A 26334-nucleotide genomic window follows, 5' to 3' on the forward strand; every position below is an offset into this window, starting at 1 on the left:
AACGGGTGCTTTTGAATGAGGATCCATGTCCGACAAGAAATATTATGACGCTGAGCTCGATAAAGCCCGGCAGTTGCAAAATGACGGCCGATATGTGGAAGCCGACGCGCTTCTCTTATCGCTGGTTGCAGCAAAAGACGGACATCTGATGGGCGAACGGACGGTGCTCGGTCTGCCGCGCAGACTGCATGCCGCGCGGCTGCGTCTCGCCAAGGCCGAGGGCGATATGGTCGCCAGGATCGGCTATCAATATACGCTGGTTCCGCCGCCACAGGTGCTGCAGAAATATGCGCGGTTTTCCACGGAAGAACGTCGCATCATCAGTCTCAAAAGCCGTGAAGACGTGCCAAGGCTTATCCACCAGATATGGATCGGGGAAAAAGCCCCGCCGGTATCGGTTGAGGCATGGGCCGCCCACGCTTCGAACCATCGTTACGACTATCGCCTCTGGCGGGAGGCTGATCTTGAGCGGGAAGGCGTGTTTTCGAACGGCATCTTCAAAACCATGCTGGACAAAGGCGATTATCCGGGCGCGGTGGATGTGGCCCGTTATATCCTGCTGGAGCGATTTGGCGGCATCTATCTCGATTGTGACTGGTATCCGGCGCGGGACGATGTGAGCTTCGATACATTCCTGCCCTTGGCGGGGCTGACAGTGTTTGACGAAAAAACGCCGCGTGACACGGGGCAGGGCAGCATGCTACTTGCCAATTCCTTCATCGCTGCGCCTGCCGGACATCCGGTCTTTGGCAAGATGCTGGAGGCCTTTCCCGGGATCATCGAAGACATGCCGCGCGCGCCTGCCTGGTGGTCGACCGGTCCTTTGATATTCACCGTTATCGCCCGGGCCGGAAGCATCAGCCTCGCGCCGGCGTCGTTCGTCGCCGCGTCTCTTCCCAACCGCGCAGCTTTCGATGAGGTGGAAGCGGTCAGGCGGAAACTTTCCACTGAGGCGGGCGGGTTGCTGATCGCCTGGAAATCATGGTGAGATTTCGTCGACAAGGTCCTTGGAAGAACGCCAGCGGGCGGCGGGATGTTCGGCGGTCACTTCGAAAAGCCGTCTCAGGAAGCGCCATACATTGTCATCATGCACGAGATGATGGGTGAGGATGCCGGTCGCGCCGCCGTTCTCGGCGGTGTACAGGATGCGGGCGGCGGTCTCGGCGAAAAGAACATCGTCGTCACGGCCACCGCGGCTGCCGTGCCAGTCGATCACGTCGACATGGGTGTTCAGGCAGGGCGGCAGGGTGCTTTTCTCCGGGCCGAAAACGGACAAGGCGCGATATCCGAGGCCGGCCAACTCCTTCACGATACCGGCATCTATGCGGTTCCATGGCGGCACGAGCATAGGTACCAAGCGCCCACCATGCAGGTCGTGGAGTTTATCCAGCCCGGATTGCAACTCATCGAGAACGATGGCCGGATCGCGATGTGATCCGAGCTCCTGCTTCTTTTCTTTCTCCCCGGCATAATTCGCATGGGACCAGCCATGGACGGCGACCTGGGCGATATCAGACGTATCCAGATGCTGTGCGAGCCTATCTGTCGTCATCTCGGGAATGACCGCGAGCGTGACCGGAGCGGAAAAGCCGGCGCAAAGATCGAGTAGCGTGTCGAGGGCCGGTGTCGGCTCCACCGCATCGTCGTCCCTGAGCCAGAGATCGGCCTTTATGCCGCGCCGCTCACATTCGTCCAGTGCCGCAACGAGTGTTTCCAGACTCATGATCTTCGCGCCTTTGCTTGCAGCAGGATATGGTTCAGCTCTTTTGCGGCGTTTTCCAAAGACCGTTCGTTCCTGACGAATTGCCGGGCCGCCCTTGCCAGTTCTTCACGCCTGTTGTCATCACCGATCAGGGTTTTAATCGCGTCGGCATAGGCGGCTGTATCATTCTCCGGTGTCAGTAATCCTGTGGTGCCGGATTTTACCACTTCGGGAACACCCGCCACCTTTTCGGCCACGATGGGCAGGCCGGCGGCCTGCGCTTCGAGATAGGCGAGACCATAGGCCTCGCCATGGCCCGGCCAGACATAGAGTGACGCTTTCGAAAGAAGCATGGCGATCTCGGACGCGGTTTTTTCCCCGTGCCAGACAAGGCGCTGATCCGGAAAAGCGCTGAACATGGCTTGTACGGCCGCGCGTTCCGGCCCATCGCCGACGATATCCAGCGTCCAGTTGATATCCTGCGGCAAAAGGGCGAGCGCTTCGGCAAGGGCGCGATAGCTGTCGAGCTTGTCACCCGCCCGCATCATGGCGACGGCAATCAACTTTGCCGGGGTCGGATTGGGTGTGTTTTTGAGAAAGGCCTCGGCATCGATAAAGGGCGGTAACATGGCCCATCGAAGGGCGGGCGAGGCCCGCACAAGCCCCTCGCGATCCCGCGCAGTGAGGCAGATATTGATCGATGCGACATTCAATGCGGCCAGCAACCGGTCTTGAACCACCTGCCAGCCCATCCCGTTGCGCTTGGGCGAATAGGATGCCTCGGCGGTGACGTAGGGAATATCGAAACGTCTGGCCAGTTCCGGCCCAAGCAAATCGAGGGCCTTGTAATAGGGGTGATAACAAAACCAGAGGTCCGGTGCGCCCTCCAGCTGCCAGCGCTGCGTGATGGTCTCGATTTCGCGCTCAGCCGTTTCGGCAAGCGAAGTCCGCGCGGGATCATCCGGCTGTTTCAGGAAGCCGCGCAGTTCGGAGGCGACTGAAACCTCGTGGCCGCCCATCGTCATCGCCTGCATCAGCAGGCGGGCCATCAGCCGGTCGCCGGAGGGAACGGGATGGTTGGGTGATTTGAGCGGCGCATAAAAGGCGATCTTCATGGCGATGGTTGTGCGTTGCCGGTGGCTTGGGCGTCAACCGGAATTTGAAAGGCCCGAGCCTTGACAGGTCAGTCATTCTTGCCCAACTGAAAGGCATCTTTTGCACATGCGCGGAGCGTGACACGCTTTGACTTCCCCAGACATTTCCCAGAACCTGCTTTCCAGCATTGAAAACAGAAGCGCCAAAGCGGGGGTGATCGGCCTCGGCTATGTCGGTCTGCCGCTTGCCATGACGATCGCCAAGGGCGGTTTCAAGGTTGTCGGTTTCGATATCGATCCCGGTAAAATTACCGCGATCGAGGCCGGACGCAGCTATATCGAGGCCGTTTCAGACGAGGTGCTGGCAAGTGTGAGGCAGGATGACGGCTTTGTCGCCACCTCGGATTTCTCCAGGCTGGCCGAATGCGATGTCATCGCCATCTGCGTGCCCACGCCCCTGACCAAATATCGCGAGCCGGATCTTTCCTATGTCGAAAAGACCTGCCGGGATATTGCCGCGCATCTGCGCAAGGGGCAGCTCGTGGTTCTGGAATCGACCACCTATCCCGGCACCACCGACGGGGTGGTGAAGACCATTCTGGAAAGCACCGGGTTTGTCTCCGGCGTCGATTTCTTCCTTGGCTTTTCGCCCGAGCGGGAAGATCCCGGCAATCGTGATTTCGAGACCTCGACCATTCCGAAGGTTGTCGCTGGCGATGGTGAGGCCGCTGGAAAGCTGATGGAGGCTTTTTACGGTTCGGTGGTCAAAAAAATCGTTCCGGTTTCGACCAATGCCACGGCGGAAGCGGTAAAAATCACCGAAAACGTCTTCCGTGCCGTCAATATCGCCCTCGTCAATGAACTCAAGGTCGTCTACGAGGCCATGGGTATCGACATATGGGAAGTGATCGATGCGGCGAAAACCAAGCCGTTTGGTTTCATGCCCTTTTATCCCGGTCCGGGTCTTGGCGGCCACTGCATACCGATCGACCCGTTCTATCTCACCTGGAAATCGCGGGAATATGAATTGCCAACGCGGTTCATCGAACTTGCCGGGGAGATCAATACCGGTATGCCGCGTCACGTCATCGGACGGGTTGCGGAGGCGCTCGATATTCATTCCGGCAAGGCGCTCAGCCGCTCAAAGGTGCTGGTTGTCGGTCTCGCCTACAAAAAGAACGTGCCTGACATTCGCGAAAGTCCCTCACTGAAGCTCATCGAGCTTATTCAGGAGCGCGGCGGCGAAGTGGCCTATTTCGATCCCTACGTGGCTGAAATCCCGAAAACACGGGAATATAGCCACCTCATGGGCATGAAATCCGTGCCGTGGGACAGGCAGGCGATCGGCGCCTTCGACGCCGTTCTCGTTGCGACTGACCATGACAATGTGGATTATGCCGCTCTAAGCGAATGGGCGCCGCTTATCATCGACACACGCAATGTTTTCGCGCGTCGGGATATAGCCGCAAAACACATCATCAAGGCCTGATAAAATGAGCAGACTCGATAGTTTCATTCGCCGGTTGACCGCGCAGCGGGATATCCTCAACCATGTCGCGGCCAATCTCGATCTGCCGGGTGAAGGGGCGCTTATGGAAATCGGCCTTGGAAACGGGCGCACCTTCAATCACCTGCGAGAGCTGTTCCCCAACCGCCGCATCATCGCTTTCGACAGGGCCATGGGTGCACATGCCTCCTCGGTTCCGGCGCAGGAGGATCTGGTGATCGGCGAAATATCGCAAACCGCTCCGGCTTTCATCGGCACGGAAGCGGCTTTCGTGCATGCCGATATCGGCACGGGCTATCCGGAAAAGGATGCGGTTACCCTTACATGGTTGCCCGATCTTGCTGCGGGCATGCTGGCAAAAGGCGGCCTCGCGGTCAGCGGGCTGCCTCTGGATCATCCCATGCTGAAGCCGCTGCCGGTGCCGGCAAGTGTGCCGACGGACCGTTATTTTCTCTATCGCAAGATTTGAGATCGGACGCCCCGACAGGTTTGTCGGGGCTACTTCATAAATAGCGCTCGCTCTCTTCCTTCGAGAGCAGGAAGACCTTCATTTGCGAGTTGCGGCCGCGAATGGCGATTTCTTCGCTTCTGAGGTCGGCAATCTCCTGTCCCGCCTGAATGATGGCTGGTTCGGAAACGACGATGGCGGCGCCGAACTCCTTGGCCTTGGATTCGAGCCTGCTTGCCACGTTGACGGTATCGCCTATGGCCGTCAGGGTTTTTGCCGCGCCATATCCCATCACGCCGACGATGCTCGGGCCGGAGTGAATGCCGACCACCACTTCCAGGCGGACGGCGAATTGTTTCTCCAACCCCTCGTTCAGGATGGCGATATCCCGCAATATGGTTGCGGCTGCCTTCATGGCGTTGCGACAGGCACGGTCCGCATCCTCGCCAAGTCCAAAAAGGGCCATGGCGCCATCGCCAATGAATTTGTCGAGATGACCTCCGGCGTGTTCGACGGCTTGGCCGACGATGGTGAAATAGCGGTTGAGAAGGAAGACGACATCATAGGGCAGCTTCGCTTCGGACAGCGTGGTGAAGTTACGCAGATCGCAGAAGAGGATGGCGATTTCTTCTTCACGGCCGGGTCGGGCCGGCTGTGCATCCGCGGGCAGATCGCTCTGCTGGGGCGGTGAAACGAGAAGCGCGATGTTGAGATCGCTCGTAGGGCGCAGCTGACAACCGAGCCGCACATCCGAATCGGCATGGATGCGCCTCAAGGTGGTCTGCTCTATCTCCCCGGGTGGCGGAAGCGGGCCCTTGCTGTTCAGAACCTTGACGCGACAGGTTGAGCAGCGTCCCTTGCCGCCACAGACGGAGTAGTGCGGGATGCCCGCGAGCCTGCTGGCTTCGAGAATGCTGAAGCCGGCCGGGATGCGTGCTTGTGCGCCCTGTTCATAGTGGATTTCGATGGCGGTCAACCGTTGCCGGAAGCTGCGCACGCCGCGCAATACGAAGACCAGCATGACCGCGCCGGCAAAAAGCGCTTCGGTCGTGCTGGTAATGAACCGGATTCGCGTTTCCATCTCCCTTTGCAGCGGGAGCTCGTCTCTCTGGATGGCGTAATCCGAGAGCCCGGGAGGAAGCGCGTATTTCCGATCGACTTCCTCCAGCCAGCGGCCCGCATCGCTGAAACCCAGCAAGGCCAGAAGCGGCAGCATCACTGCCACCGTCATGAAGAGCCCGGCGATTTTCGGATACCAGTCGCGATAACGCAGCCAGAAATAAAGGCCGATGCATCCGTGGATCCAGATCACGATCAATGCAAGGCTCTGCCATGCGCCGCTGACAGGATTATTGATCCACAGGCGGCGGATAACCGAATAATAACCGACGTCGATGCCATAGAGCATGTGCGATACGCGGATATTCACGGCATGGCCGATGATCAGAAACGGGATCGACAGGCCGAAAATGACCTGAAGCGCTTCGCGAAGCGGCATGCGCAGCGTTCTGCGCTGATAAAGCGAGCGCAGAACAAGGCAGACATGCACGACAACCGACCCATAAAAAAGCAGGCTGCTGACGGGATTGAGCCAGATCAGGCTGAACCATTTTCGCGCCCGTTCGGCGGTATCGATGGAGATGAGCGCGAGGGAGTGATTGAAAAGATGGGAAAATACGAAAGCAAATATGATGAGACCGGATAAAATCCGGGCGCGTCTCAAATTGGTCTCCGAAAAGAAACGGATCATGCAAATCCCATCATGTGGTCATCGACGCAGAATCATCATGTAGTATGTGGTGGCACCCCTTAGTGCAGGGTGTCTCGTGGCAATATCGTGGAGCAATTGATCGCAAACAGTCAATTGTGCGTGTTCGAATGCCTGCGTGCAAAAGATGTTGAATCAGGACTTCGAAAAAACGGTCGGCAAGATCAAATCTTCGCCGGAGCCAAGTTGCGATCAGAGTTCGATGATCTGGCCGTCCATGGCCGCGAATGCGCCGCTGAACAGGGATTTTGCCTGTTTTTCGATGCTGTCCAGTTCCTCGTCGCTGCGGCTTGGGGCGTGGTGGATGAAACCGACATTTTTTGCACCAGCGAGTTTGGCGAGGCGGATCGCCTGTTGCCAGGACGAATGGCCATAACCGCGATAAAGGCCCATTTCCTCATCGGTGAACATGGCGTCATAGAGGAAAAGATCGACATCCCTGATCAGGTCGAGCACGGTTTCGTCGATGCTGCCCGGCTCATGTTCGGTGTCGGTGATGATGGCAAGGGATTTTCCTTCCCAGTCCAGCCGGTATCCGATGGCGTTGCCGGGATGGTTGAGCATTCCGGTTCTGATCGAAAGGCCGGGATGCACATCAAGCGCATCGCCGGGCAGGAAGTCCCGCGTTGCGATCTTGGCACAACAGATCTCCAGCGGCACGGGGAACCAGGGCGGGCTCATGAAATCCCTGAGCATTTCCCGGGTCGTCATGGTGCCGGCAAGGTGGCCCGACCAGATGGCGACATCATTGGAGCTGTTATAAAAGGGCTTGAAATAGGGGAAGCCGACAATGTGGTCGTAATGGCAATGCGAGAAGAACAGGTTGACGTCGGTAATGCCTTCCGCCCGCAAAGCAAGGCCAGCGGGATGCAAGCCCGAACCCGCATCGAACAAAAGAACGTGCTCGCCGCATCTTACCTCGATGCAGATGGTATTCCCGCCGTATTTTCGGAAGTTTTCACCTGAAACAGGAAGCGTTCCCCGCGCACCCCAGATCTTTACCCGAAAATTTCTATTACTTTCCCGACTTGTTGTGTCGGAATCGAACGCCATGACACACCCCAATAACAACGGAATCTTGCACGCTTTCCTCCCATGAAGCCCGTTGTCTCTATAGATTCTTATATCCGCTCGTTTCTGGCGGAAGCCTTTACCCCTTATTCAGTCAGCATTTCATTTATATTGCAATAGTACGACATTTATTTTTCCAATATCGCCATTCACGGTAGCAAGGAATTGCCGTTTATGTCCTGACGCTCGTTCGCGCTTTGCTCAGTTCCGCCGTCGTCTGGGTAAGGCGTTCGGCGAGAACACGCATGACCTTGATGGTGATGTCAGGGAAATCGGACATGAGCTTGAAGAACTGTTCCTTGCCGATGCGCAGGGCTTCCACATTGGTGGAGGCGCGAATGGTCGCTGTTCTGACGCTATCGCAAAGGATTGCGATTTCGCCGACAATGGCATTACCGGTCATTTCGGCCACTTTCAGCGTGCCCGAAGGGGAATCGACGAGAACATCGACTTTTCCGGTCAAGAGAACATAGGCCGCATCGCCGACGTCTCCCTGATGAAACAGTACGTCGCCAGCGTGATAGGATACTCGGTCGGACGCGAATGCGAGTAGTTTGAGCTTTGACGGTTCCATTTCAGAAAAAAACGGGACCCTTTTCAGCATTTGAATTTCGTCTTTAAACAGCATTGACTTACCCTGTTCTTGTTCCACCTCGGTCACCTTCTTGGACTTATGTTGCGACCATGTCCTTGAATGTACCGTTTTCCTCGGCGAGAGTCTCGTAACTTCCGTCGGCGGTGATCAGGCCCTGATGAACAACGATCACTCGCTTGAACATGCGAGAGAGCGTCGCATTCGACAGAACCCATATGATCGACGGGTTATTGTTGTTCTGTTTCAGGAGTGTGATGACCCGTTCAACAATTTCCTCCTGCTGTCGGGGATCGAGGCCGGGAAGAGGGCGGTTAAAGACGTAATAATCGGATTTGCGGATCAGCGCCCGCGCGAGATTGAGCTTCTGGCGCTGGAGCGGGCCAAGCCGTTTGCCGCCGGCGCCGAGGTTGAAGTCCAGACCCACCGCCAGCACGCGCTCATAGACACCCTGCTTGCGCATGACATCTGCCACGATGCGGGTGATGCGCCGCGAGGCGTCGGTGTAACGATGGCCGACCTTGCCGAAGAGGATGTTGTCCAGAAGGCTGGTGGCGCTCATGTATTTGGTCGGATCGTAGATTTCGATCACGTTTTTCAGGCTGTCGGGCAGGTTCTCATGGAACATGTGCCGGACTTCGACGATCCGGTTCATGATCTCCGGCGACAGCAGGCCGAAACGCTGGCGAGGCTCGATGTAGAAGAAGCTGAGCCGCAGCATTGCGCGCTTTTCGTTTTCATTGGCCTCGTCGAAACTCTTTCCCTGAAGCCGCTGCAGCATCTGCTGATAGACTGGAATGTCATCGGGGGTCATGAAGGTAAGCTGCTGGAAGAAGGGGTGATCTCCCGGCAGGTCGGCGAAGATTTCCACGATGTTTTCGGCAATCGTGTAACCCATTTCGAACAGGGTTTTGACGAGACCGGTTTCGCGCATCAGGGAGCGGAAATAGTCGCTTTCGATGACGATTCTGATTGTCTGGGACGAATCCCGCATGGTGCCGAACAGCAGGTTTTCACCAACCGTCGCCTCGCTGTTGTAGCTTTCCAGTTCAAAGGGGGCGATGAGGCCGCTCAGATTTTCCTTTTCCAGTTCAGCCCGCAGGACATGCCGCAACTCCACGATGCGGGCGGCAAGATGCAGGTCGGTCAAAGGATCGATCGACGAACGCAGCGCAAATTCCAGAATATCCTGTGAGAGTTCCACGCTGTCGAGGACGGCCAGAATGGCCTGGATGAGATTTTCCGGCCTGCCGTCGCCGGCCGGGCTCGAAGCGTAATCGATCCATTCGCTGTTGATATCGATCAGCGGATTTCCCGCCATCTTGGCTTCGCGGATTTCCCACTTGCGGTGTTCCAGCGCCGCGCCCTCATAGTCCCTGTCCGCAAGGGGGGCGTGTTTGAGGCCGTAAAGCAGATTGTCCTTCAGGCTGGCATGGAAGAAGTAACTGTCCGAGGAGACATAAGAAATGCGCCGCCCGGTGAGCGATTCCGGCAGTTCCAATATGTCGACGTCGTTGATGCTGATCTTGCCCGAGGTTGGCCAGAGCGTGCGGCCGATCGCATCCGCCAGCGCCTCGGCGCCCGAGCCGCCGACGATGGCGATCACCTCACCCGGCTCGACCTTCAGCGATGCCTGCTCCAGAAGCCGGCTGCCGCTATCATCCTCGAGCGTCAGATTGGCGACGACGATCGGGGCGCTGATTGCCGCGACGGTGCCGGGAGACAGTTTCTGCACCTTCTCTTCGATCATGTTTGGTGCATCGAACTGCTCGAAGACCTGCTCGTATTTCACCTGCACGTCCTGGCGTGCCTGATCCCAGTCGATCAGTTCTTTCAGCGGTCCCGGCAGTTCCTTATAGGCATTGATGACGGCGACCAGCTGCCCGACATCGAGACTGCCCTTCAGTGTGAGATAACCGCCGAGCGCATAAAAGAAGAAGGGTGTCAGCTGCGCGAGGAAGTTATTGATGAATTTGACCAGAAACTTCCACTGGTAGAGATCGTAGCGGATCTTGAAGATGTCGCCGAGGCGATGCGAGGCATCCGCGCGCTCGTAGTTGGAGGTGTCATAGGCGTGGATGGTGCCGATACCGTCGACCATTTCGCCGATGCGTCCGGCAAGCTGGCGGGCGCTCAGCTGCCGCTGGCGGCCGAGCTCTATGAGGCGGCGGCGCATTTTGGGAATGATGCCCACCTGGATTGCCGCCATGAAAGCTGCGATCAGGCCCAGCCAGAAATTCTGCACGAGAATGAAGAAGAGCGCGGAGAGCGCCTGGCCGCCGAGAAGGGCCGGCTGCACGAAGGCGTCGCCGGTAAAGCCGCCGAGCGGCTCAACCTCGTCCTTCACCATGCTGGAGATTTCAGCGCCCTTGACCCGTTTGAAATGGGAGGGTGGGAACCGCAGAATCTTGTCTATGAGCTCGAAGCGGATACGCCGCAGAAGTCGTTCGCCGAGGCGACCCTTGAAGGTATTGATATAATATTTGAAAAGACCGTTGATGACGACAAGCGCAAGGAAGGTCAGGCTGAGCGCCATCAGCATCGACATGCGGTTGAGCTCAAGCCCGGGGAATAATGTCACGGTGCCCCAATAGGGAATATCGACCGTGAGATGCATGAAAAGCTGCGTCGCATTCGCCCCTTCGAAACCATCCCCCTGAATTGGGCCGTTGACGATCTGCTTGGGCAGATCGAAGGCGAGGAAATAGGGGATCATCGAGAGGGCCACGATCAGCAGAATGAAAAGCTGCTGCCGCCTCGTGTGCGACCAGATATAACGCGTAAGGCTTTGTTCCATATAAAACTTCTATGACCTGGCGGGCGAGGCCCGGCGTGTTGGTTTGCGCGGTGTCTAGACGATCCGGTGGCCGGGTGGCGCAACCTCCTCCTGCAAATAGGTGTGGGACTCGCTATTTATCAGTATATTCAAGCGGTTTCGAGCAAAATAGCGGTCCTGCCGAGACTTCTCCGTCACCCCCGCTTTTGTTTTTGCAACGTGTGGGCGACAAGGGATATAAATGCGACTATATTTTTAGACTTCTCTAATATTGTTGTTTTTATTGTAGATCAGGCGTTAAGACGCTTCGATGCAATGATCCCGCGAGGGTTGAGCCAGACACTGGCGCAATGATGGCAAGGTCGATGGCGACAGATATTTCAGAGCGTGCAGGCAGCGATCCGTCCCTTGATGCATTGTCGCTTTCCGGCATTGCCTCGCATGGGGCGGTTGCGCATCCGGTTTCTTTTGACGGGCTCACCGGGATTTTCCATCCGGCGCACAAGCAAGTCAGGCAAGGCCATGCCGTTCTTTTCGTCAGCCCATGGGGCATGGAGGAGCTCTGCAGCCGCAAGTTTCAACGGGTACTGGCCGAGCGGCTGGCCGCCTGCGGTGTCGCTAGCCTTCGATTTGATTATCTCGGCGCGGGTGACGCGCTTGACCCTGATGATGCGGGCCGCGCGGCGGACTGGGTTTCGGATGTGCGCGTAGCGCTCAACTGTCTGAAGCGTCTTTCCGGCTGCACTGAGGTGGTTGTCGTCGCTCAGGGCCTCGGTTGTCTGATAGCGGCACAGGCGTTTGCCGATGTGGCCGAAGCGGGTTCCATGGCGTTTCTGGCGCCTGTCGTTTCCGGCCGCGCCTATCTGCGTGAGTTGGCGATGTGGTCGTCGATGATCGACGATGGTTTAGGCCTTCGGCCCGCGCAGAGGATGATGGAAGCGGGATCGATTGCCGGCATGACCATGCCTGCGGGTGTTGCGGATGCGATCAGGAAGACCAATCTTTCCAATCTCGCGGCTGCTCCGGCGCGCACCATTCTGGCTCTCTCCCGACCGGGCCGCGTGACCGATGCCGATTTCGCCAAACATCTAGCCACGATCGGCGCTAAGGTGGAGGAGGCGGAGTTTTCAGGTTACGACGATCTCGTCTCCAGTCCTACGCTCTCGAAAATATCCGACGATGTGGTCAATCGGCTGGTCGACTGGGTTCTCTCTCAGACCCACGCCGAGAGTGCGGCGATGCCTCTGGAGGATTTCACCCTCAATGCTCCGCAGCGCGGTCGCGGTTTCGTCGAGCAGCCGGTGCAGTTTGGAGATGGCGGACGGCTTTTCGGCGTTTTTTGCGGGCCAGATGATGGGGATGTGGTTTCTTCGGTTCTTCTACTTGGCGCTGCCTATGACCGGCATGCGGGCTGGGGCAGGCTTTCCGTTCAGATGGCCCGAGCATTGGCGCGTGAGGGTGTGGCATCGCTTCGCTTCGACGCGGCCAATATTGCCGACAGCCCTCCGGTCAAGAATGTGCCTGAGCAGGTTCTCTACGATGTCGCGCAGAATGACGACGTGGCTGCCGCACTCGATTTTCTCGGCAAGCGCGGCAAGGGGCCTTTCATTGCGGCGGGCCGGTGCAGCGGCGCTTATCTCGCCTTCAACGGCGCAATCGCCGATGAGCGGATCGGTGCGGTTGTCGCGGTCAATCCGGTGGTCTTCCATTGGCGCAAAGGCCGCTCGGTGGATGAGGCCTTGCATAAACGGCCGCGTTCCTTCGGGGAATACAGCCAGCGCTTTCGCCAGGGCGCGACATTCAAGCGTCTCATCAGCGGCGATGTCGATGTGGCAAGTGCCGGACTGAATATCGTCAAGGCGACGATCAAGAGGCTTTCGACAAAAACGGCGAGGCTGTTCCGCAGGGGGAGCGAGGAAGGGCGTGCCGTTTATGGCGCGTTCGACAAATTGAAGGCGAATGATACCGCCGTCCATCTGCTCTACAGCGACAACGATGATGGTCTGGAGCACTTCCAATATTATTTTGATGCCAATGGCGAAGGGCTATCAGCCTATCAGAACGTGTCGCTGACCATCATTCCTGATGCCGATCACAATCTTTCAACGCCTGAAGCCAGGAAGATGTACATTCATGCGGTGAAGCGGCTTGCCCTAGAAGGAAAATCGCCGGCTGGAACCCAGTGACAGGACCTCTCCGGAAGGCGGGGTTTCGGTCATCGCAGTCTCCGGCATAAGGCCGATTTTTCTGGTCTCGCCAGGGCCGAGATGGAACCAGTTTTCTGCCGGGTGGTAACCCTGCACCTCGACATGGACAGACTGCGCCAGCCGGTCCGCGCCGATTTCAAGAGACCAGTTGCCGCTCGTTTCGCTGAGCGCCACCTGAAGGTTCGCGGCATGCAGCGCCTTTTTACGGCCGAGAGGGAAATGGAACGCGTCGGCGATGACATGTCCTGTCGCAACGTCGCGAAGCCTGGCGACCGTTACATCATGGGACGGGGGGCCGAAACGATAGGCATAGGTCGTATCGAAAAAAGCGCCGAACAAATCTGTTGCGGCAATCGTCTGGCCCTGCCGCGGCAAAAGCGTGAGTGGTCGTTTGGCGTGCACGACAGGTTGCACACCTTCGCGCAGGCAGGTCAGTTCCAGCATGGCTTCAAAGCCGCCGCCGGTCTCGTTGATGAGATGGATATCCAGCCCGTTCGTGCCCTCATCTGAAAGGCCGACCTGAATGGGACGGAACGCCCTTTTCAGTGCATGCCAAACGGATTTCGGCCTGCCGGTCGCATCGATAATGCCCCAGCCTGCGCCGGGAACGAGATCCTGCAGGGTCCAGACCATAGCGCCCTGACAGGAGGAACCGCTGCGCCGCCATTCGGCGAAAGTCGCTTCCATGACCTCGGCCGTCGCGGCCCGGGACATGTCGAGATAAAGGCCGCCATCTTCGCGACGCAGAACATCCGGTTCGACCTCATAAAGCAGCTTCAGATAATGATCGCGAACATCCTCGAAATCCCAGGAGGCGCCACGATCGCGCGGTGCGCGGGCTTTCCATCGTGGATCGTGCACGGCGACGCCGGGAAGATATCTGTCCAGCGTTTCCTGTTCGGGAATATTGGCGAAGGCGAGGCACTCGGCGGCAAAGCGCAGATTGGCGCGGCGCGCATCTTCCAGCGGGCGGCAATAGGCGCCCACGCCGTAATAATGGCCGACCCCGACGTTGGGAAAGAAGGGCAATGCGCCGCCGGAAGGGGAATTGGCGACATAGGCTGCATCTGGCCGCTTCTCGGCGAGGAGTTCCGGCAGGACTTCCTCGGTAAGCGTTCCCTTCCATATCTGCTCTGGCAGGCCGAGCATAGCGCCCTGCTGGTACATTTCACTGCCGCCGCAGAAAACGGCAAGCGATGGAGAAAGCGCGATCGCTTCCAGGAACTGCGAGATTTCCGTCACGATATGCTGGCGCAGGCTCTCGTCCTTTGCCGGGTAATCGAAATTGGCGAGCATGGCATCCTGCCAGACCATGATGCCAAGCTCGTCGCAAAGCGCGAAGAATTCCGGCGTCTCATAGGCCATGGTGCCGCCGATGCGGATCATGTTCATGCCCGCTTCAGCGGCTTTTCTAAGCCATGGTTCATAGTCCGGCCGCGTTCCCGGCAGGCGCACAATATCGGCCGTCGTCCATACCGCGCCGCGGCAGAATACCTGCTGACCGTTCACCTTGAGGCCGAAACCGTTGCCGTCTTCGCCGTGATCGATCTCGACTTGCCGGAAGCCCGTGCGCCCAAGGTGATGTTGCGTGCCGTCCAGCTCGAGAACGACCTCATGCAGAGCCGGCCTGCCATGGGTATGCGGCCACCATTGTTCGACATCGGATATGCGCAATTCGCCGGAAAGCTTGCCGCCCTCGTCCGGAGAAAGATCGGCGCTGTAACCGGCACAGCCAAGCCTTGCCGATTTTATCGGGCGGTTGCTTTGCAGCACGATGCTGACCGTTCCCGTTCCGTCTCCGTCCAGCGAAGACCGGAGCGTGCAGAGCACTCCGTCCTGCCTTATCAGGCTGATGGGTCGCCAGGGGCCGGCGGCGTGGATTTCCGGGCACCATCCGGGCATGTAACCCAGTGCAGTGGTGCGGATCAGCCGCAAGCCCTGCGTATTCATCATTTGCGGCCGCCAGCGGGCGCGGGGCCCGGTTTTTTCAAGTCTCGGCGCAAGCGCCCGGAAGCAGATCGAAAGTTCGTCTGCGCCCGTTAGTTCGACAGGCACTTCCAGCCTTTCGAACATGCTCTGGCTTGCGGCGATCAGCTCACCGTTGAAGAAGATTTCGGCAATGGTGGAGAGACCATCGAAGCGCAGTGTGGCGCGTTCGCGCGTATCGGAAATCATCGTCAGCCGATACCAGGCATCCCTGTCATTGAGGGGCGCTGGAGCAAGGCGGTCGAACTTTTCGGCCGATTCCAGAGCCTGCGCCACGGTTCCGGGCACGGAGACGTGAAGGCTTTCAAGCGATGCGGGAATATCGGAGGGTGTTTCGCAGGCATCGGCGGGCGTCAGCGTCAGCGTCCAGCCTTCGCTCAGCAATTCCTCGCTTTCACCCGGAAGATAGGTCCTCACGCTGCCTCGCTGGCATCAGACAGTTTGGCCGCAAGCGCTTCCATCACGTCATCCCATGCATCCGCCGCCGGATCGAGTACTGACGCGAGCGCATCGAACTTGCGCCGGGTGACGGCGCGGGCAAGCTGGAACTGTACCGTCTTGGTGACTTCGGATATGCGCAGCGCGTGATCCCTCGCTTCAGCGAATTCATTCCTGTCCAGCCACTCGAGATGGCTTGCCAAAAGCTCGAAATTGGCGCCGAGCTGACGCAGCGTGTTGAAGGCATATTTGTGGAAAAAACCGAATGGCCTGTCGGCAACCTTTTCCACCTGTGCCGGAAAGACGCTTGCGAAAGCCCTGACCGGGTTGGCGGAGGGTCGGCGCGAAAAATGAAACTTCAAGAGCCGTTCGGCGGTCTTGCGAATATGCGTCGGCGAAGGATTGCCGTCTGCGAATTTCGCAAACTCCGTATAGGGCAGGAAGGGCGGATCGGTTTCCGCCAGATGATGCTGGAACAGGCCGTCAAAATCTTCGCCTGCAAGATGGAAGAAGCCGGCATTGTGGAAATAGTCGAGTTCACGTTTCGCGAGGTCGAGCCGGTTGATGGCGATGGTGGTCTTGCCGTGTTCTTTCTGGTAGCCCACCCCATGGGTATCGGGCATATAGAAGCTGTCCATCTCGATCAGGCAGATGCGGCCGCGTTCCAGCTGCGCCTCGATATGGTTTTCCACCCTGTCGAAGATCGCAAGTTCGGTGGCGCGAACGCCATAAAGTGCTTCGAGATCTTCCAGCGGCACCTTGAAGAAGGTGAACTGGTCGCCTTCGAAATCCTGTGTCAGGGTGAAACCGAACATGGCTTCCGGGGATAAGCCTTTCGAGGCCAGCACCTCGATCCACAAATCGATGTAGCAATTCGTTTCCGGCCACATTCTCTCGGAGGAATGGAGCGGATGCTGCACATAATTTTGGGGGTCGAGACCGGGAAAAATCTGCCGCATGAATGATCAGCCCCAGAGCGTTTCCACGACCTTCGCAGGCCATTTCTTCACGTCGAGGCCATGATGCGCAAACAGCGCGAGCGCGATGCGCTCAAGGCCGAAACCAACGCAGGCGGTATGGGCGACATCGCCATTGTCGAGGTTAAGACCCCATTTCTGGCCGAAGGCATCCTGGTGATAGTTGAAGCTCATGCAGGCCGTCGGGCTGGTCGTCGATGTGACCGGGATCAGCAGTTCGAATTTCAGGTTCTGGTCGCGCTGGTTGTTGGCGAGCATCTTGCCGGCACGGCCGAAGAACGGATCGTTGGCGACATCGATGGTGACGTCGAGCCCGACTGCTTTCATCATCTCGACGCCGCGATCCATCCAGGTCTGGCGGAATTCGGTGACGTCGGACTCGGTACCCATGCAAACATATTCGCGCATGCGGAAAAGCTGCTGGCGGGCCGGATCCTTGGAGGGTTCATGGCGGAAGCAATAGGACTGGATGTCATAGAGACCGCCGCCGGCAGGTAGCGCGCCGCGCTTGGCAATCGTCGGATAAAGCGGGTAGCAGGCCGCCGGCGTCAGCACGATGTCTGTCGCTTTCTGGTCCTTGGTCCAGTCACCGCCCTCATCCATGGTTTTCAGCAGGCTGACATGGTCGAGTTCGCAGCCGCAGAAGGAGTGGACGCTGCCGGCGAGCTGCGGGAAGCTCTTCATGTAACCGCTCTTTTCGAAGTAGGCGCGGTTGATGCCGGGCGGAAAACGGATCGCTTCGGCGCCATCAGCGCCGCCCGTGCGGTCGATCAGCCGCTCGAATGCGGCAATCACGTCCTCGAACTGGCCGCTGCGTCCATAAAGACCGTCCACACCCGTTTCAATCAGCAGGCCTTCTTCGAACAGTCGATCGAGAAACGATGTTTGCATGTCCATGGTCTTATCCCAAGAGGCTGGTGTCCTGCTTGTGAACCAGCAGGAGATTGGCGGAATTGCCGAGAATGCGGTCGTTGGAAATCATCAGACGGGCAGAATGCGCGTCGCGAAGGTGCCGGCCGAGGCTGTAGGGCGTGCCGTTCTTGTAGCCCATGATGCCGCAGACCAGCATGGCGTGGTCAATGATTTCAAGAATGGTTTCCGAAGAGCAGATCTTCACATTGTTCATCGCGACGGCAAAGGCCATCGACATCAGTTTTTCCGGGTCGCTCTTGGTATCCTCGTAAGCCTTGATGCCGGCGATGATGTTGGATTTCACCACCTGCAGCTTGGTGGAAACCTCCGCAAGGCGGATCGCGCCGGGAGGAGCCGTGCCGGGCGACTTGCGCGCTGCGGCTCTGACGAAAGACTGCGCGCGCAGCACGGCATCCGACGCGATGCCATACCAGACGGCGCTCCACAGGAGATGCGAGCTTGCAAGCATGGATTGCGCTGCGATTTCCGCGAAAGGCTTCGGGAAAATCTGTGCCGCCGGCGCTTCGCCGCGAAACAGGAAACCATCCGAACAGGTACCGCGCATGCCGAGCGTATCCCAGACATGGGTTTTTTCGAGCGTGTACTGGTTTTTCAGAAAGACCGTCATCACCTGATCGGCGGGCGCGGCATCCTTATGGGTGCGCGAGGTGATGAGGATCGCATCGGCATTGCTGCCATAGGAAATGACGGTGGCGTCCTTTTCCAGCCGGCAGAAATCGCCTTCGACCTCGATTGCGCAGATGGAGTTGCGCAGATTGCCGCCGATGCCGCCTTCGGTGGTGGCCGAGCCGAGCAGCAGCTGTTCCGCCGCGACGCGGCTCATGAAGCCCGCATGCCATGCGCTCGCCTCGCCATGTTCCACAAGGCTGGACAGCTTGATGTGGTGCATGGCGAAAATCATCGCGGTTGCGGAACAGGCCTGGCCGAGCCGGGCGCAGATATCGGCGATTTCGTGCAGGGAAGTACCTTCGCCACCGAGCGAAGCGGGGACCTGAATGCCGAGCAGGCGTTCCTGCCTGAGTGTATCAACGGCTTCCTGCGGAAAGCGGCCGGTAACATCGACCTCATCTGCGTGTTTGGCGGCAATTGCTGCGACACGGCCCGCGCGCGCGGACAGCGTTTCATCCTGCGGCGCTACGGTGACGTTCATCAGGCTGCCTCTTTACCATCCAGAATGAGCTTAACGGTGTCTTCAATGGCCTTGATGCTGGCAAAGGACTTGCGGTTCAGCAGATTGTCCGGGAATTCGATATCGAATGCTTCTTCGATGCCGAGCATCAATTGCACCGATGCGAAGGAAGAAAGCCCCGCCGCGTAAAGATCGGCTTCATCTGCAATCGTATCGACGGGGGTTGGAAGCTGGCCGAATTTGGCCAGTATTTCACGTATAGTCGCATTCATTCCGACGTATCTCCCATAAATTTCACATCAGGATGGTTTGTGCTTATCGTTACGTTGCAAACGATAATATTCGCCTAAACCGTTAGGTTAATTACAACTAACGGCAGCATGCGCCATTCCCGCACCTTTGCCAAGCATGGATCGTCGGCCTTGACAAATGCCTGATGGTGTTTTTTGCTGGGGTCATTCACCAGGGGTGTCCCGTCAAGGGGCTGAGATTCTGCTTTCATGCGCAGTGACCCGTTGAACCTGATCCAGTTCATACTGGCGTAGGGACGGTGCAAAGACCTGATGTCGGACGGGCGCATGACGCCGTGTTTCGGCACTTCGGTATTTTCCATCATTCCGGCTCGAACTGGGTCTCCACTGTTAAGCTTTGGAGCCTCAAGATGAATATCGCTGCCAAGAATATCCCGCTTTCCGTCACCACCGGGCCGCATGCCGCCTCCACGAAAATCCACAAATCAGGCATTTTACATCCGCATATCCGCGTACCGATGCGCGAGATCGCCGTCCATCCGACGGCGGGCGAACCGCCGGTGACGGTCTATGATTCCTCCGGTCCCTATACCGACCCTACCCATCCCGTTCTGATTGAAAAGGGTCTGCCGCGTCTGCGTCACGAGTGGGTCGTAGCGCGGGGCGATGTCGAGGCTTATGATGGCCGGCACGTCAAGCCGGAGGATAACGGCTTTGCCACCGGCGAACGGCTGACGCCCGAATTTTCCGTGCGCCACCAGCCGCTCAGAGCCACGGCAGGTAAAGCCGTGACCCAGCTTGCCTATGCGCGGGCAGGTATTGTCACGCCGGAAATGGAATTCATCGCCATTCGCGAAAATCTCGGGCGCGAGGCAGCGAAGGAGAAGCTCGCGCGTGACGGCGAGAGTTTCGGCGCGCATATCCCTGATTACGTCACGGCGGAATTCGTCCGTCAGGAAGTGGCGTCGGGCCGCGCCATCATTCCCGCCAACATCAACCATCCGGAACTTGAACCGATGATCATCGGCCGCAATTTTCTGGTGAAGATCAACGCCAATATCGGCAATTCCGCCGTCACCTCCTCCATGGCGGAAGAGGTGGAGAAGATGGTCTGGGCGATCCGCTGGGGCGCCGATACCGTCATGGACCTTTCGACAGGGCGCAACATCCACAATATCCGCGAATGGATCATCCGCAATTCGCCGGTACCGATCGGCACGGTGCCGCTTTATCAGGCGCTGGAGAAGGTCAACGGCATTGCCGAGGATCTCAACTGGGAGGTGTATCGCGATACGCTGATCGAACAGGCGGAACAGGGCGTGGATTACTTCACCATCCATGCCGGCGTCCGGCTGCACTACATCCCGCTCACCGTCAATCGCGTCACCGGCATCGTCTCGCGCGGCGGATCGATCATGGCGAAGTGGTGTCTGCATCACCACAAGGAAAGTTTCCTCTACGAGCATTTCGACGAGATTTGCGACATCTGCCGCGCTTACGACGTTTCCTTCTCGCTGGGCGATGGTCTTAGACCCGGCTCGATTGCCGACGCTAATGACGCGGCGCAGTTCGCGGAACTGGAAACGCTTGGCGAGCTGACGCAGATCGCCTGGGCTAAGGATTGCCAGGTGATGATCGAAGGCCCCGGCCATGTGCCGATGCACAAGATCAAGGAGAATATGGACAAGCAGCTGAAGACCTGCGGCGAGGCGCCCTTCTATACGCTTGGACCTCTCACCACCGATATTGCGCCCGGTTACGACCATATCACTTCGGGCATCGGTGCTGCGATGATCGGCTGGTTCGGCACGGCCATGCTCTGCTACGTCACGCCCAAGGAACATCTCGGCCTGCCTGATCGTAACGATGTGAAGGTGGGCGTCATCACTTATAAGATCGCCGCGCACGCGGCCGATCTCGCCAAGGGCCATCCGGCCGCACAGGTGCGGGACGATGCGCTGTCGCGCGCAAGGTTCGAGTTCCGCTGGGAAGACCAGTTCAACCTGTCGCTCGATCCGGATACGGCGCGTTCCTTCCATGATGAGACCCTGCCGAAGGAGGCGCACAAGGTTGCGCATTTCTGCTCCATGTGCGGGCCGAAATTCTGCTCGATGCGGATTTCCCACGATATCCGCGCCGAAGCGCAGAAGGAGGGGCTGGAGGCCATGGCCGCGCGCTTCAAGGAAGGCGGTGAGCTTTATATGCCGCTCGCGACGTCTGCGGATGCCGAATAGCATGCGCGTTCTGGTCAAGGGAACGGGGGTCGCCGGTTTGACGGCGGCCTTCGAACTGGCGCGGAACGGCGTTACCGTCGAGGTTTGCGAGCGCAATGCCGAACCCTTTCGCGGCGCATCCTGGTATGCGGGCGGCATGCTGGCGCCCTGGTGTGAGCGTGAAAATGCGGAAGAGCCGGTTCTGACGCTCGGCCAGGCGGCGCTCGACTGGTGGGATGAGGCAACCCCCGGCCTTGTGGCCCGACATGGCACGCTGGTTGTCGCGCCCGCCCGCGACAAAGCGGAGCTTTCGCGTTTCGCATCGCGGACCGGCGGCTATCGCTGGGTGGACGAGGGAGAGATCGCCGCTCTGGAGCCTGATCTTGTCTGGCGGTTTCGCTCCGGGCTTTATTTCCCGGGCGAGGGGCATCTCGATCCGCGCCTTGCACTGAAATCGCTGCATGAGCGGCTTTGCACCATGGGTGTGCGGTTCCACATGGGCATCCCGGTGGATGACCGACCGTTCGACCGGGTGGTGGATTGCACCGGCGCCGCTGCGGTGGGAGAGATTTCCGACCTTCGCGGCGTGCGGGGAGAGATGCTCTATCTCTCCACGTCGGAAGTTTCTTTGTCCCGTCCCGTCCGGCTGCTGCATCCGCGTATTCCGCTTTACATCGTGCCGCGCGAGCCCGGCCGTTTCATGGTGGGGGCGACGATGATCGAGACCGAGGATACCGGCGACATTTCTGTCCGTTCGATGATGGAATTCCTGAATGCCGCCTATGCGGTGCATCCGGCTTTCGCGGAAGCGGAAATCATCGAGACCGGCACGGGCGTGCGCCCCGCCTATCCCGACAATCTGCCGAAAGTCACGCAAGACGGCCGGCTCATTTTCATCAACGGCGCACACCGGCATGGCTTTCTGCTCTCGCCGGCTATCGCGCGTCAGGCGGTTGAAATCGTCTGCCAAACTCTTTCTCAAAAGGAACAGGATCATGAAACTTCTGGTAAATGGCAACGAGCTTGATCTCGCCGCCGAGACGCTGGCCGGTCTGCTCGCCAGCCTCGAATACGAAGGCGAGTGGCTGGCAACGGCGGTCAATGGCGATCTGGTGCATTCGGAAGAACGCGCCGACTATCAACTGAAGGCTTTCGACCGTGTCGAAATTCTCTCGCCGATGCAGGGAGGCTGAGACATGCTGACGCTTTATGGCCGTGAAGTCTCGTCCCGTCTTCTCCTCGGCACGGCGCGGTATCCGTCCCCCGCCGTGCTTGCCGATGCCGTGCGGGCGAGCAACACGGATATTCTGACGATTTCGTTGCGCCGGGAAACAGCCGGCAATAAGAAGGGCGGTCAGTTTTTCGAGCTTATCCGCGAGCTCGATCGCTACATCCTGCCGAATACGGCCGGGTGCCATACGGTCAAGGAAGCGGTGCTGACGGCAAAGATGGCCCGCGAGGTGTTCCGCACCAACTGGATCAAGCTGGAGGTCATCGGTCATCACGATACGTTGCAGCCCGATGTCTTTGCGCTTGTCGAAGCGGCGAAAATTCTCTGTAACGATGGTTTCGAGGTCTTTCCTTATACGACCGACGATCTGGTCGTCGCCGAAAAGCTGCTGGAGGCAGGCTGCAGGGTACTGATGCCCTGGTGCGCGCCAATCGGCAGCGCCATGGGGCCGCTCAATCTGACGGCGCTGAAATCCATGCGGGCGCGTTTTCCGGATGTGCCGATGATTGTTGACGCCGGTATCGGCCGCCCGTCCCATGCGGTCACGGTGATGGAGCTTGGTTACGATGCTGTTCTGCTCAACACGGCGGTTGCGGGCGCGGGGGATCCGGTCGGCATGGCGGAGGCTTTCGCCCACGCCATAGAGGCCGGCCATCAGGCATATCTCTCCAGGCCGCTGGAGCCGAGGGACATGGCCGTTCCCTCGACGCCGGTCATCGGCACGGCTGTTTTTTCCTGATCGCGGCTTGTCGTAGACATCAGGCACGTCACGTTTTGCGTTGACAGTGCCTGATGGTGGCGGGATACCGGGAAAAAAGGGAAACGGCATGGCGGCACTCACCAATCTTCTGACGGATATTGACGGCGTTTCGGTCGGCAATGTCACCGATCTTTCCCTCGGCTCCGGTGTTACGGCGATTGTTTTCGAAAAGCCCGCCATTGCTTCCGGCTCTGTTTTGGGCGGTGCGCCGGGCGGGCGTGATACCGGCCTGCTCGACCCGGTGATGACGGTGGAAACGGTGGATGCCTTCGTGCTGTCAGGTGGTTCCGCCTTCGGGCTGGATGCGGCGGGCGGCGTTCAGGCCGGGTTGCGCGAGATCGGGCGGGGGCTGCAGGTGGGGTCCACCCGCGTTCCCATCGTGCCGCAGGCGATCCTGATGGATCTGCTGAATGGCGGTGACAAGGATTGGGGTCTGCATTCGCCCTACCGCGAGATGGGATATGCAGCCTTCGAGGCGGCGCGTGCGATGCCCTTCGAGCTTGGGACAGCCGGGGCTGGAACGGGTGCGACGACCGCCACCTTCAAGGGCGGGCTCGGCTCCGCAAGCGCCGTCAGTTCCGGCGGTTACAAGGTGGCGGCCATCGTTGCCGTCAATGCGCTCGGCTCCGCAACGGTTGGAACGAGCCGCCATTTCTGGTCCGCGCCTTTTGAAGTGCAGGGTGAATACGGCGATCGCGGTTTTCCTGCTCATTTCGAGCCGGATCACACCGCGCTGCGGCTCAAGGGGGTCAATCTCACGGCAACGACCATCGGTGCGGTGGTGACGGATGCCGCGCTCACTAAGGCGCAGGCGCATCGCCTTTCCATCATGGCGCATGACGGGCTGGCGCGCGCCGTTCTGCCCGCCCATCTGCCGAGTGACGGCGACACCATGTTTGCGGCCTCAACCGGTGAAAAGCCGCTTGAGGGCGGCGTTCATTTCGCCGAACTTTGCCATCTTGGCACCATCGTGATGGCGCGCGCGGTGGCGCGTGGCGTCTATGAGGCGACGGCCTTGCCGGTGGATGGACCGCAAAAGGCCTATCGCGATCTTCATGGACGGAGCCTTTGAACGATGAGTAAGGCTCTCCCTCCACTGAAACCTGTTCTTCGTATCGATTTTCCGCCCGGAGAGCGTCTCGGGCACGGCAAGATCGAATTGATGGAGCTGATTGCCGAAACGGGTTCCATCTCCGCCGCGGGGCGGGCGATGGACATGTCCTATCGTCGCGCATGGCTGCTGGTGGATGCGCTGAACCATATGTTCCGGCAACCGGTTATTGAATCACAGCGCGGCGGCAAACAGGGCGGCGGTGCGGCGCTGACCGCTTTCGGCGCCGAATTGCTGGAACGCTATCGCGGCATGCAAAAGCGGATGAACGAGGCCTTGCGCGCGGATATCGACTGGTTGGAGGCCAGCCGCAATCCCGATGCGGCCCTCAATAGGGATCAAGAGCCGCCGACTTTATGATCGCATGCACCGGTTTTCCGGGTTCCAGCTGCAGCCTCTCGCGGGAGAGGTCGGTGATGCGCGACTGGATGATGTCACCGCCACAATCCACCTGAACCGTGACCATGCCGTCTTCACTGGCCGAAACAGTCGCAACACGGCCCTCGAGAATGTTGAGGGCGCTCAAGCCTTCGGGCTTTATGGTTGCCAGCATCACATCGCGCGCCGGTATAAGCACGCGTGCCGGGCTGTCGGATGTTCCCCTTTTTGCCGGCACATGGAGCAGCATGGTCTTTAGCCTCACGGCGGCAAGTCCGTGCCACTCATCAAAGCTTTCAATGTGCCCGGAAAGAATGCTGCCTGCCTCGCGCCGTTCGAGATGCATGCTGAAATCCGGTCTCGCCAGCACTTCGGCTGCTTTTCCCTGCGCTTCCACCTTGCCGTCTTTCATCACCACGATGCGGTCTGCGAGGCGGGCGACCTCCTGAATGGAGTGGCTGACATAGACAACAGGGATTTTCGTCTCGTCGCGCAGCCGTTCGAGATAAGGAATGATTTCGGCTTTCCGCTGCTCGTCCAGCGAGGCGAGCGGTTCGTCCATCAGCAGCAGTCTGGGGGAAGAAAGCAGGGCGCGGCCGATGGCGACGCGCTGTTTTTCGCCGCCCGAGAGTTTGTTCGGACGTCGCTGCAAGAGATGGCCGATACCGAGCATGTCGATGATATGGTCTTCCTGCGCGACCTTCGTTTTGTCTGCGGTGAACCAGCTGCCGTAGTGCAGGTTTTGCGCCACGCTGAGATGTGGGAAAAGCCGCGCTTCCTGAAAGACATAACCGAAACGGCGTTTATGGGCCGGCACGAACAGTCGCTTTTCGCTATCGGCCAGCACCTCCCCATCCAGCAAAACCTGTCCCTCATCCGGCCGCAGCAGGCCTGCTATGATACGGATCATCGAGGTCTTGCCGGAACCGGAGCGCCCGAACAGCGCGGTGACGCCGCCTTCGGAGATGAATGACGCATCGAGTTCGAAGGAACCGAGGCGATGGCGGGTGGTGACCGAAAGCGTCATTCCATGCTCACCCGTTTGCCGATGATGCGGGCCAGAAATTCCGAGACGAGCAACGCGAGCATGGAAATCACGACCGAGACTATGGTCAGCCGCAATGCGCCGGCATCCCCGCCTGGAACTTGGGTGAAGGTATAGATGGCGGCGGAGAGTGTCTGGGTTTCACCGGGAATATTGGAAACGAAGGTGATGGTCGCGCCGAATTCGCCCATGGCCTTGGCGAAAGCCAGGATCATGCCGGCGATGATGCCAGGCAATGTCAGGGGAAGCGTGACAGTGAGGAACACCCAGAACGGGCTTGCCCCCAATGTGCCCGCCGCTTCCTCCAGCTTGCGGTCCACCGCTTCGATGGAGAGGCGGATGGAACGCACCATCAGGGGAAAGGCCATGACGGCGCAGGCGAGCGCGGCTCCTGTCCAGCGGAAAGAAAAGACGATGCCGAACCAGCTATCGAGAAATTGCCCGATTGGCCCCCTGCGACCGAACAGGACGAGCAGCAGAAAGCCGGTGACGACGGGCGGCAGGATGAGCGGAAGGTGGACGATGCCGTTGAGCAGCGACTTGCCCCAGAAGCGGCCGCGCGCCAGCGCCACGGCAATCGCAATGCCGAAAGGCAGGCTGGCGAGCATGGCGATGGAGGACACCCACAGGCTGAGCCTGATTGCCGTCCATTCTTCAGGGCTGAGTGTCCACCAATGCAATGTCATATCCTGCAATCGTCATCTCTCGCGGCCAATA

23 protein-coding genes and 1 riboswitch are annotated in these 26334 nt (G+C 58.9%); of the genes, 10 read left to right on the top strand and 13 right to left on the bottom strand.

What is annotated here, in order from left to right:
* The first annotated feature begins 25 nt into the window (after positions 1 to 25).
* Positions 26 to 988, top strand: coding sequence for a glycosyltransferase family 32 protein (locus AC5I5B_RS20890; RefSeq protein ID WP_162695552.1), 963 nt, complete (start codon positions 26 to 28; stop codon positions 986 to 988).
* On the opposite strand, the gene AC5I5B_RS20895 is transcribed toward AC5I5B_RS20890, so the two are convergent.
* Both AC5I5B_RS20895 and AC5I5B_RS20900 read right to left on the bottom strand, forming a co-directional pair.
* Positions 980 to 1723 carry a polysaccharide deacetylase family protein gene (locus AC5I5B_RS20895; protein ID WP_003504880.1) on the bottom strand — a complete coding sequence of 248 codons (744 nt, stop codon included), beginning with the start codon at positions 1721 to 1723 and terminating at the stop codon, positions 980 to 982. The genes AC5I5B_RS20890 and AC5I5B_RS20895 overlap by 9 nt on opposite strands.
* A complete protein-coding gene (locus AC5I5B_RS20900; protein ID WP_174054411.1) occupies positions 1720 to 2817 on the bottom strand; it encodes a glycosyltransferase family 4 protein in 1098 nt (365 codons plus the stop codon). Before AC5I5B_RS20900 ends, AC5I5B_RS20895 begins: the two co-directional genes overlap by 4 nt.
* A gap of 127 nt (positions 2818 to 2944) precedes the next feature.
* On the opposite strand from AC5I5B_RS20900, the gene AC5I5B_RS20905 reads away from it, so the two are divergent.
* Entirely contained in the window at positions 2945 to 4285 is a 1341-nt protein-coding gene (locus AC5I5B_RS20905) for a nucleotide sugar dehydrogenase (RefSeq protein ID WP_162695553.1), read from the top strand.
* 4 nt (positions 4286 to 4289) lie between these two features.
* Positions 4290 to 4772 (top strand): class I SAM-dependent methyltransferase, encoded by a 483-nt coding sequence (locus tag AC5I5B_RS20910; RefSeq protein ID WP_003504873.1) that lies wholly within the window; start codon positions 4290 to 4292, stop codon positions 4770 to 4772.
* A gap of 34 nt (positions 4773 to 4806) precedes the next feature.
* On the opposite strand, the gene AC5I5B_RS20915 is transcribed toward AC5I5B_RS20910, so the two are convergent.
* From AC5I5B_RS20915 to AC5I5B_RS20930, 4 genes are all read right to left on the bottom strand, one after another.
* Positions 4807 to 6501: an adenylate/guanylate cyclase domain-containing protein gene (locus AC5I5B_RS20915; RefSeq protein ID WP_087745058.1), complete on the bottom strand. Its 1695-nt coding sequence runs from the start codon at positions 6499 to 6501 to the stop codon at positions 4807 to 4809.
* A 210-nt stretch (positions 6502 to 6711) separates the two neighbouring features.
* A complete protein-coding gene (locus AC5I5B_RS20920; protein ID WP_111834670.1) occupies positions 6712 to 7572 on the bottom strand; it encodes an MBL fold metallo-hydrolase in 861 nt (286 codons plus the stop codon).
* Between the two features lie 190 nt (positions 7573 to 7762).
* Positions 7763 to 8218 carry a cyclic nucleotide-binding domain-containing protein gene (locus AC5I5B_RS20925; RefSeq protein WP_111834671.1) on the bottom strand — a complete coding sequence of 152 codons (456 nt, stop codon included), beginning with the start codon at positions 8216 to 8218 and terminating at the stop codon, positions 7763 to 7765.
* Between the two features lie 43 nt (positions 8219 to 8261).
* Positions 8262 to 10979, bottom strand: coding sequence for an ABC transporter ATP-binding protein (locus AC5I5B_RS20930; protein WP_060727382.1), 2718 nt, complete (start codon positions 10977 to 10979; stop codon positions 8262 to 8264).
* Positions 10980 to 11323: 344 nt separating this feature from the next.
* On the opposite strand from AC5I5B_RS20930, the gene AC5I5B_RS20935 reads away from it, so the two are divergent.
* Positions 11324 to 13144, top strand: a complete 1821-nt coding sequence (locus tag AC5I5B_RS20935; protein WP_162695554.1) for an alpha/beta fold hydrolase — start codon at positions 11324 to 11326, stop codon at positions 13142 to 13144.
* On the opposite strand, the gene AC5I5B_RS20940 is transcribed toward AC5I5B_RS20935, so the two are convergent.
* From AC5I5B_RS20940 to AC5I5B_RS20960, 5 genes are read right to left on the bottom strand one after another with little or no spacing between them, the layout of a single operon-like run.
* Positions 13112 to 15568, bottom strand: a complete 2457-nt coding sequence (locus tag AC5I5B_RS20940; protein WP_087745054.1) for a glycoside hydrolase family 2 protein — start codon at positions 15566 to 15568, stop codon at positions 13112 to 13114. The genes AC5I5B_RS20935 and AC5I5B_RS20940 overlap by 33 nt on opposite strands.
* Entirely contained in the window at positions 15565 to 16548 is a 984-nt protein-coding gene (locus AC5I5B_RS20945) for a DUF1839 family protein (protein WP_495752790.1), read from the bottom strand. Before AC5I5B_RS20945 ends, AC5I5B_RS20940 begins: the two co-directional genes overlap by 4 nt.
* A 6-nt stretch (positions 16549 to 16554) precedes the next feature.
* On the bottom strand, positions 16555 to 17463 hold the full coding sequence (locus tag AC5I5B_RS20950) for an amino acid--[acyl-carrier-protein] ligase (RefSeq protein ID WP_087745052.1): 909 nt from the start codon (positions 17461 to 17463) through the stop codon (positions 16555 to 16557).
* A gap of 4 nt (positions 17464 to 17467) precedes the next feature.
* Entirely contained in the window at positions 17468 to 18649 is a 1182-nt protein-coding gene (locus tag AC5I5B_RS20955; protein ID WP_003504854.1) for an acyl-CoA dehydrogenase family protein, read from the bottom strand.
* On the bottom strand, positions 18649 to 18900 hold the full coding sequence (locus AC5I5B_RS20960) for an acyl carrier protein (protein ID WP_003504852.1): 252 nt from the start codon (positions 18898 to 18900) through the stop codon (positions 18649 to 18651). Before AC5I5B_RS20960 ends, AC5I5B_RS20955 begins: the two co-directional genes overlap by 1 nt.
* 182 nt (positions 18901 to 19082) lie before the next feature.
* A riboswitch (TPP riboswitch) is annotated at positions 19083 to 19194 on the top strand.
* Between the two features lie 95 nt (positions 19195 to 19289).
* Here AC5I5B_RS20960 and thiC point away from each other — a divergent pair.
* The 6 genes from thiC (at position 19290) to AC5I5B_RS20990 (ending at position 24554) form a co-directional block, all read left to right on the top strand.
* Complete coding sequence (thiC, locus tag AC5I5B_RS20965; RefSeq protein ID WP_111834673.1) at positions 19290 to 21113, top strand: phosphomethylpyrimidine synthase ThiC; 1824 nt, start codon at positions 19290 to 19292, stop codon at positions 21111 to 21113.
* Position 21114: 1 nt separating this feature from the next.
* Positions 21115 to 22119, top strand: a complete 1005-nt coding sequence (gene thiO, locus AC5I5B_RS20970; RefSeq protein WP_087745050.1) for a glycine oxidase ThiO — start codon at positions 21115 to 21117, stop codon at positions 22117 to 22119.
* A complete protein-coding gene (gene thiS / locus AC5I5B_RS20975; RefSeq protein ID WP_099085856.1) occupies positions 22088 to 22285 on the top strand; it encodes a sulfur carrier protein ThiS in 198 nt (65 codons plus the stop codon). The genes thiO and thiS overlap by 32 nt, the downstream gene beginning before the upstream one ends.
* A gap of 3 nt (positions 22286 to 22288) precedes the next feature.
* Positions 22289 to 23062, top strand: coding sequence for a thiazole synthase (locus AC5I5B_RS20980; protein ID WP_087745046.1), 774 nt, complete (start codon positions 22289 to 22291; stop codon positions 23060 to 23062).
* A gap of 88 nt (positions 23063 to 23150) precedes the next feature.
* Complete coding sequence (locus AC5I5B_RS20985) at positions 23151 to 24155, top strand: P1 family peptidase (protein WP_111834674.1); 1005 nt, start codon at positions 23151 to 23153, stop codon at positions 24153 to 24155.
* 3 nt (positions 24156 to 24158) lie between these two features.
* Positions 24159 to 24554 carry a winged helix-turn-helix domain-containing protein gene (locus tag AC5I5B_RS20990; RefSeq protein ID WP_087745042.1) on the top strand — a complete coding sequence of 132 codons (396 nt, stop codon included), beginning with the start codon at positions 24159 to 24161 and terminating at the stop codon, positions 24552 to 24554.
* Here AC5I5B_RS20990 and modC read toward each other — a convergent pair.
* Together modC and modB are read right to left on the bottom strand one after the other, a co-directional pair.
* Positions 24523 to 25599, bottom strand: a complete 1077-nt coding sequence (gene modC, locus AC5I5B_RS20995) for a molybdenum ABC transporter ATP-binding protein (protein ID WP_111834675.1) — start codon at positions 25597 to 25599, stop codon at positions 24523 to 24525. The genes AC5I5B_RS20990 and modC overlap by 32 nt on opposite strands.
* Positions 25596 to 26303 carry a molybdate ABC transporter permease subunit gene (modB, locus tag AC5I5B_RS21000; RefSeq protein WP_099085858.1) on the bottom strand — a complete coding sequence of 236 codons (708 nt, stop codon included), beginning with the start codon at positions 26301 to 26303 and terminating at the stop codon, positions 25596 to 25598. Before modB ends, modC begins: the two co-directional genes overlap by 4 nt.
* Between the last annotated feature and the right edge of the window lie 31 nt (positions 26304 to 26334).

This window comes from Agrobacterium sp., assembly GCF_059499945.1.

Coding starts and splice junctions, on each gene's coding strand:
- AC5I5B_RS20890 (WP_162695552.1), top strand. CDS start 26: ATGTCCGACAAGAAATATTATGACGCTGAGCTCGATAAAGCCCGGCAG.
- AC5I5B_RS20895 (WP_003504880.1), bottom strand. CDS start 1,723: ATGAGTCTGGAAACACTCGTTGCGGCACTGGACGAATGTGAGCGGCGC.
- AC5I5B_RS20900 (WP_174054411.1), bottom strand. CDS start 2,817: ATGAAGATCGCCTTTTATGCGCCGCTCAAATCACCCAACCATCCCGTT.
- AC5I5B_RS20910 (WP_003504873.1), top strand. CDS start 4,290: ATGAGCAGACTCGATAGTTTCATTCGCCGGTTGACCGCGCAGCGGGAT.
- AC5I5B_RS20915 (WP_087745058.1), bottom strand. CDS start 6,501: ATGATCCGTTTCTTTTCGGAGACCAATTTGAGACGCGCCCGGATTTTA.
- AC5I5B_RS20920 (WP_111834670.1), bottom strand. CDS start 7,572: ATGGCGTTCGATTCCGACACAACAAGTCGGGAAAGTAATAGAAATTTT.
- AC5I5B_RS20925 (WP_111834671.1), bottom strand. CDS start 8,218: ATGCTGTTTAAAGACGAAATTCAAATGCTGAAAAGGGTCCCGTTTTTT.
- AC5I5B_RS20930 (WP_060727382.1), bottom strand. CDS start 10,979: ATGGAACAAAGCCTTACGCGTTATATCTGGTCGCACACGAGGCGGCAG.
- AC5I5B_RS20935 (WP_162695554.1), top strand. CDS start 11,324: ATGGCGACAGATATTTCAGAGCGTGCAGGCAGCGATCCGTCCCTTGAT.
- AC5I5B_RS20945 (WP_495752790.1), bottom strand. CDS start 16,548: ATGCGGCAGATTTTTCCCGGTCTCGACCCCCAAAATTATGTGCAGCAT.
- AC5I5B_RS20950 (WP_087745052.1), bottom strand. CDS start 17,463: ATGGACATGCAAACATCGTTTCTCGATCGACTGTTCGAAGAAGGCCTG.
- AC5I5B_RS20955 (WP_003504854.1), bottom strand. CDS start 18,649: ATGAACGTCACCGTAGCGCCGCAGGATGAAACGCTGTCCGCGCGCGCG.
- AC5I5B_RS20960 (WP_003504852.1), bottom strand. CDS start 18,900: ATGAATGCGACTATACGTGAAATACTGGCCAAATTCGGCCAGCTTCCA.
- thiC (WP_111834673.1), top strand. CDS start 19,290: ATGAATATCGCTGCCAAGAATATCCCGCTTTCCGTCACCACCGGGCCG.
- thiO (WP_087745050.1), top strand. CDS start 21,115: ATGCGCGTTCTGGTCAAGGGAACGGGGGTCGCCGGTTTGACGGCGGCC.
- thiS (WP_099085856.1), top strand. CDS start 22,088: ATGAAACTTCTGGTAAATGGCAACGAGCTTGATCTCGCCGCCGAGACG.
- AC5I5B_RS20980 (WP_087745046.1), top strand. CDS start 22,289: ATGCTGACGCTTTATGGCCGTGAAGTCTCGTCCCGTCTTCTCCTCGGC.
- AC5I5B_RS20985 (WP_111834674.1), top strand. CDS start 23,151: ATGGCGGCACTCACCAATCTTCTGACGGATATTGACGGCGTTTCGGTC.
- AC5I5B_RS20990 (WP_087745042.1), top strand. CDS start 24,159: ATGAGTAAGGCTCTCCCTCCACTGAAACCTGTTCTTCGTATCGATTTT.
- modC (WP_111834675.1), bottom strand. CDS start 25,599: ATGACGCTTTCGGTCACCACCCGCCATCGCCTCGGTTCCTTCGAACTC.
- modB (WP_099085858.1), bottom strand. CDS start 26,303: ATGACATTGCATTGGTGGACACTCAGCCCTGAAGAATGGACGGCAATC.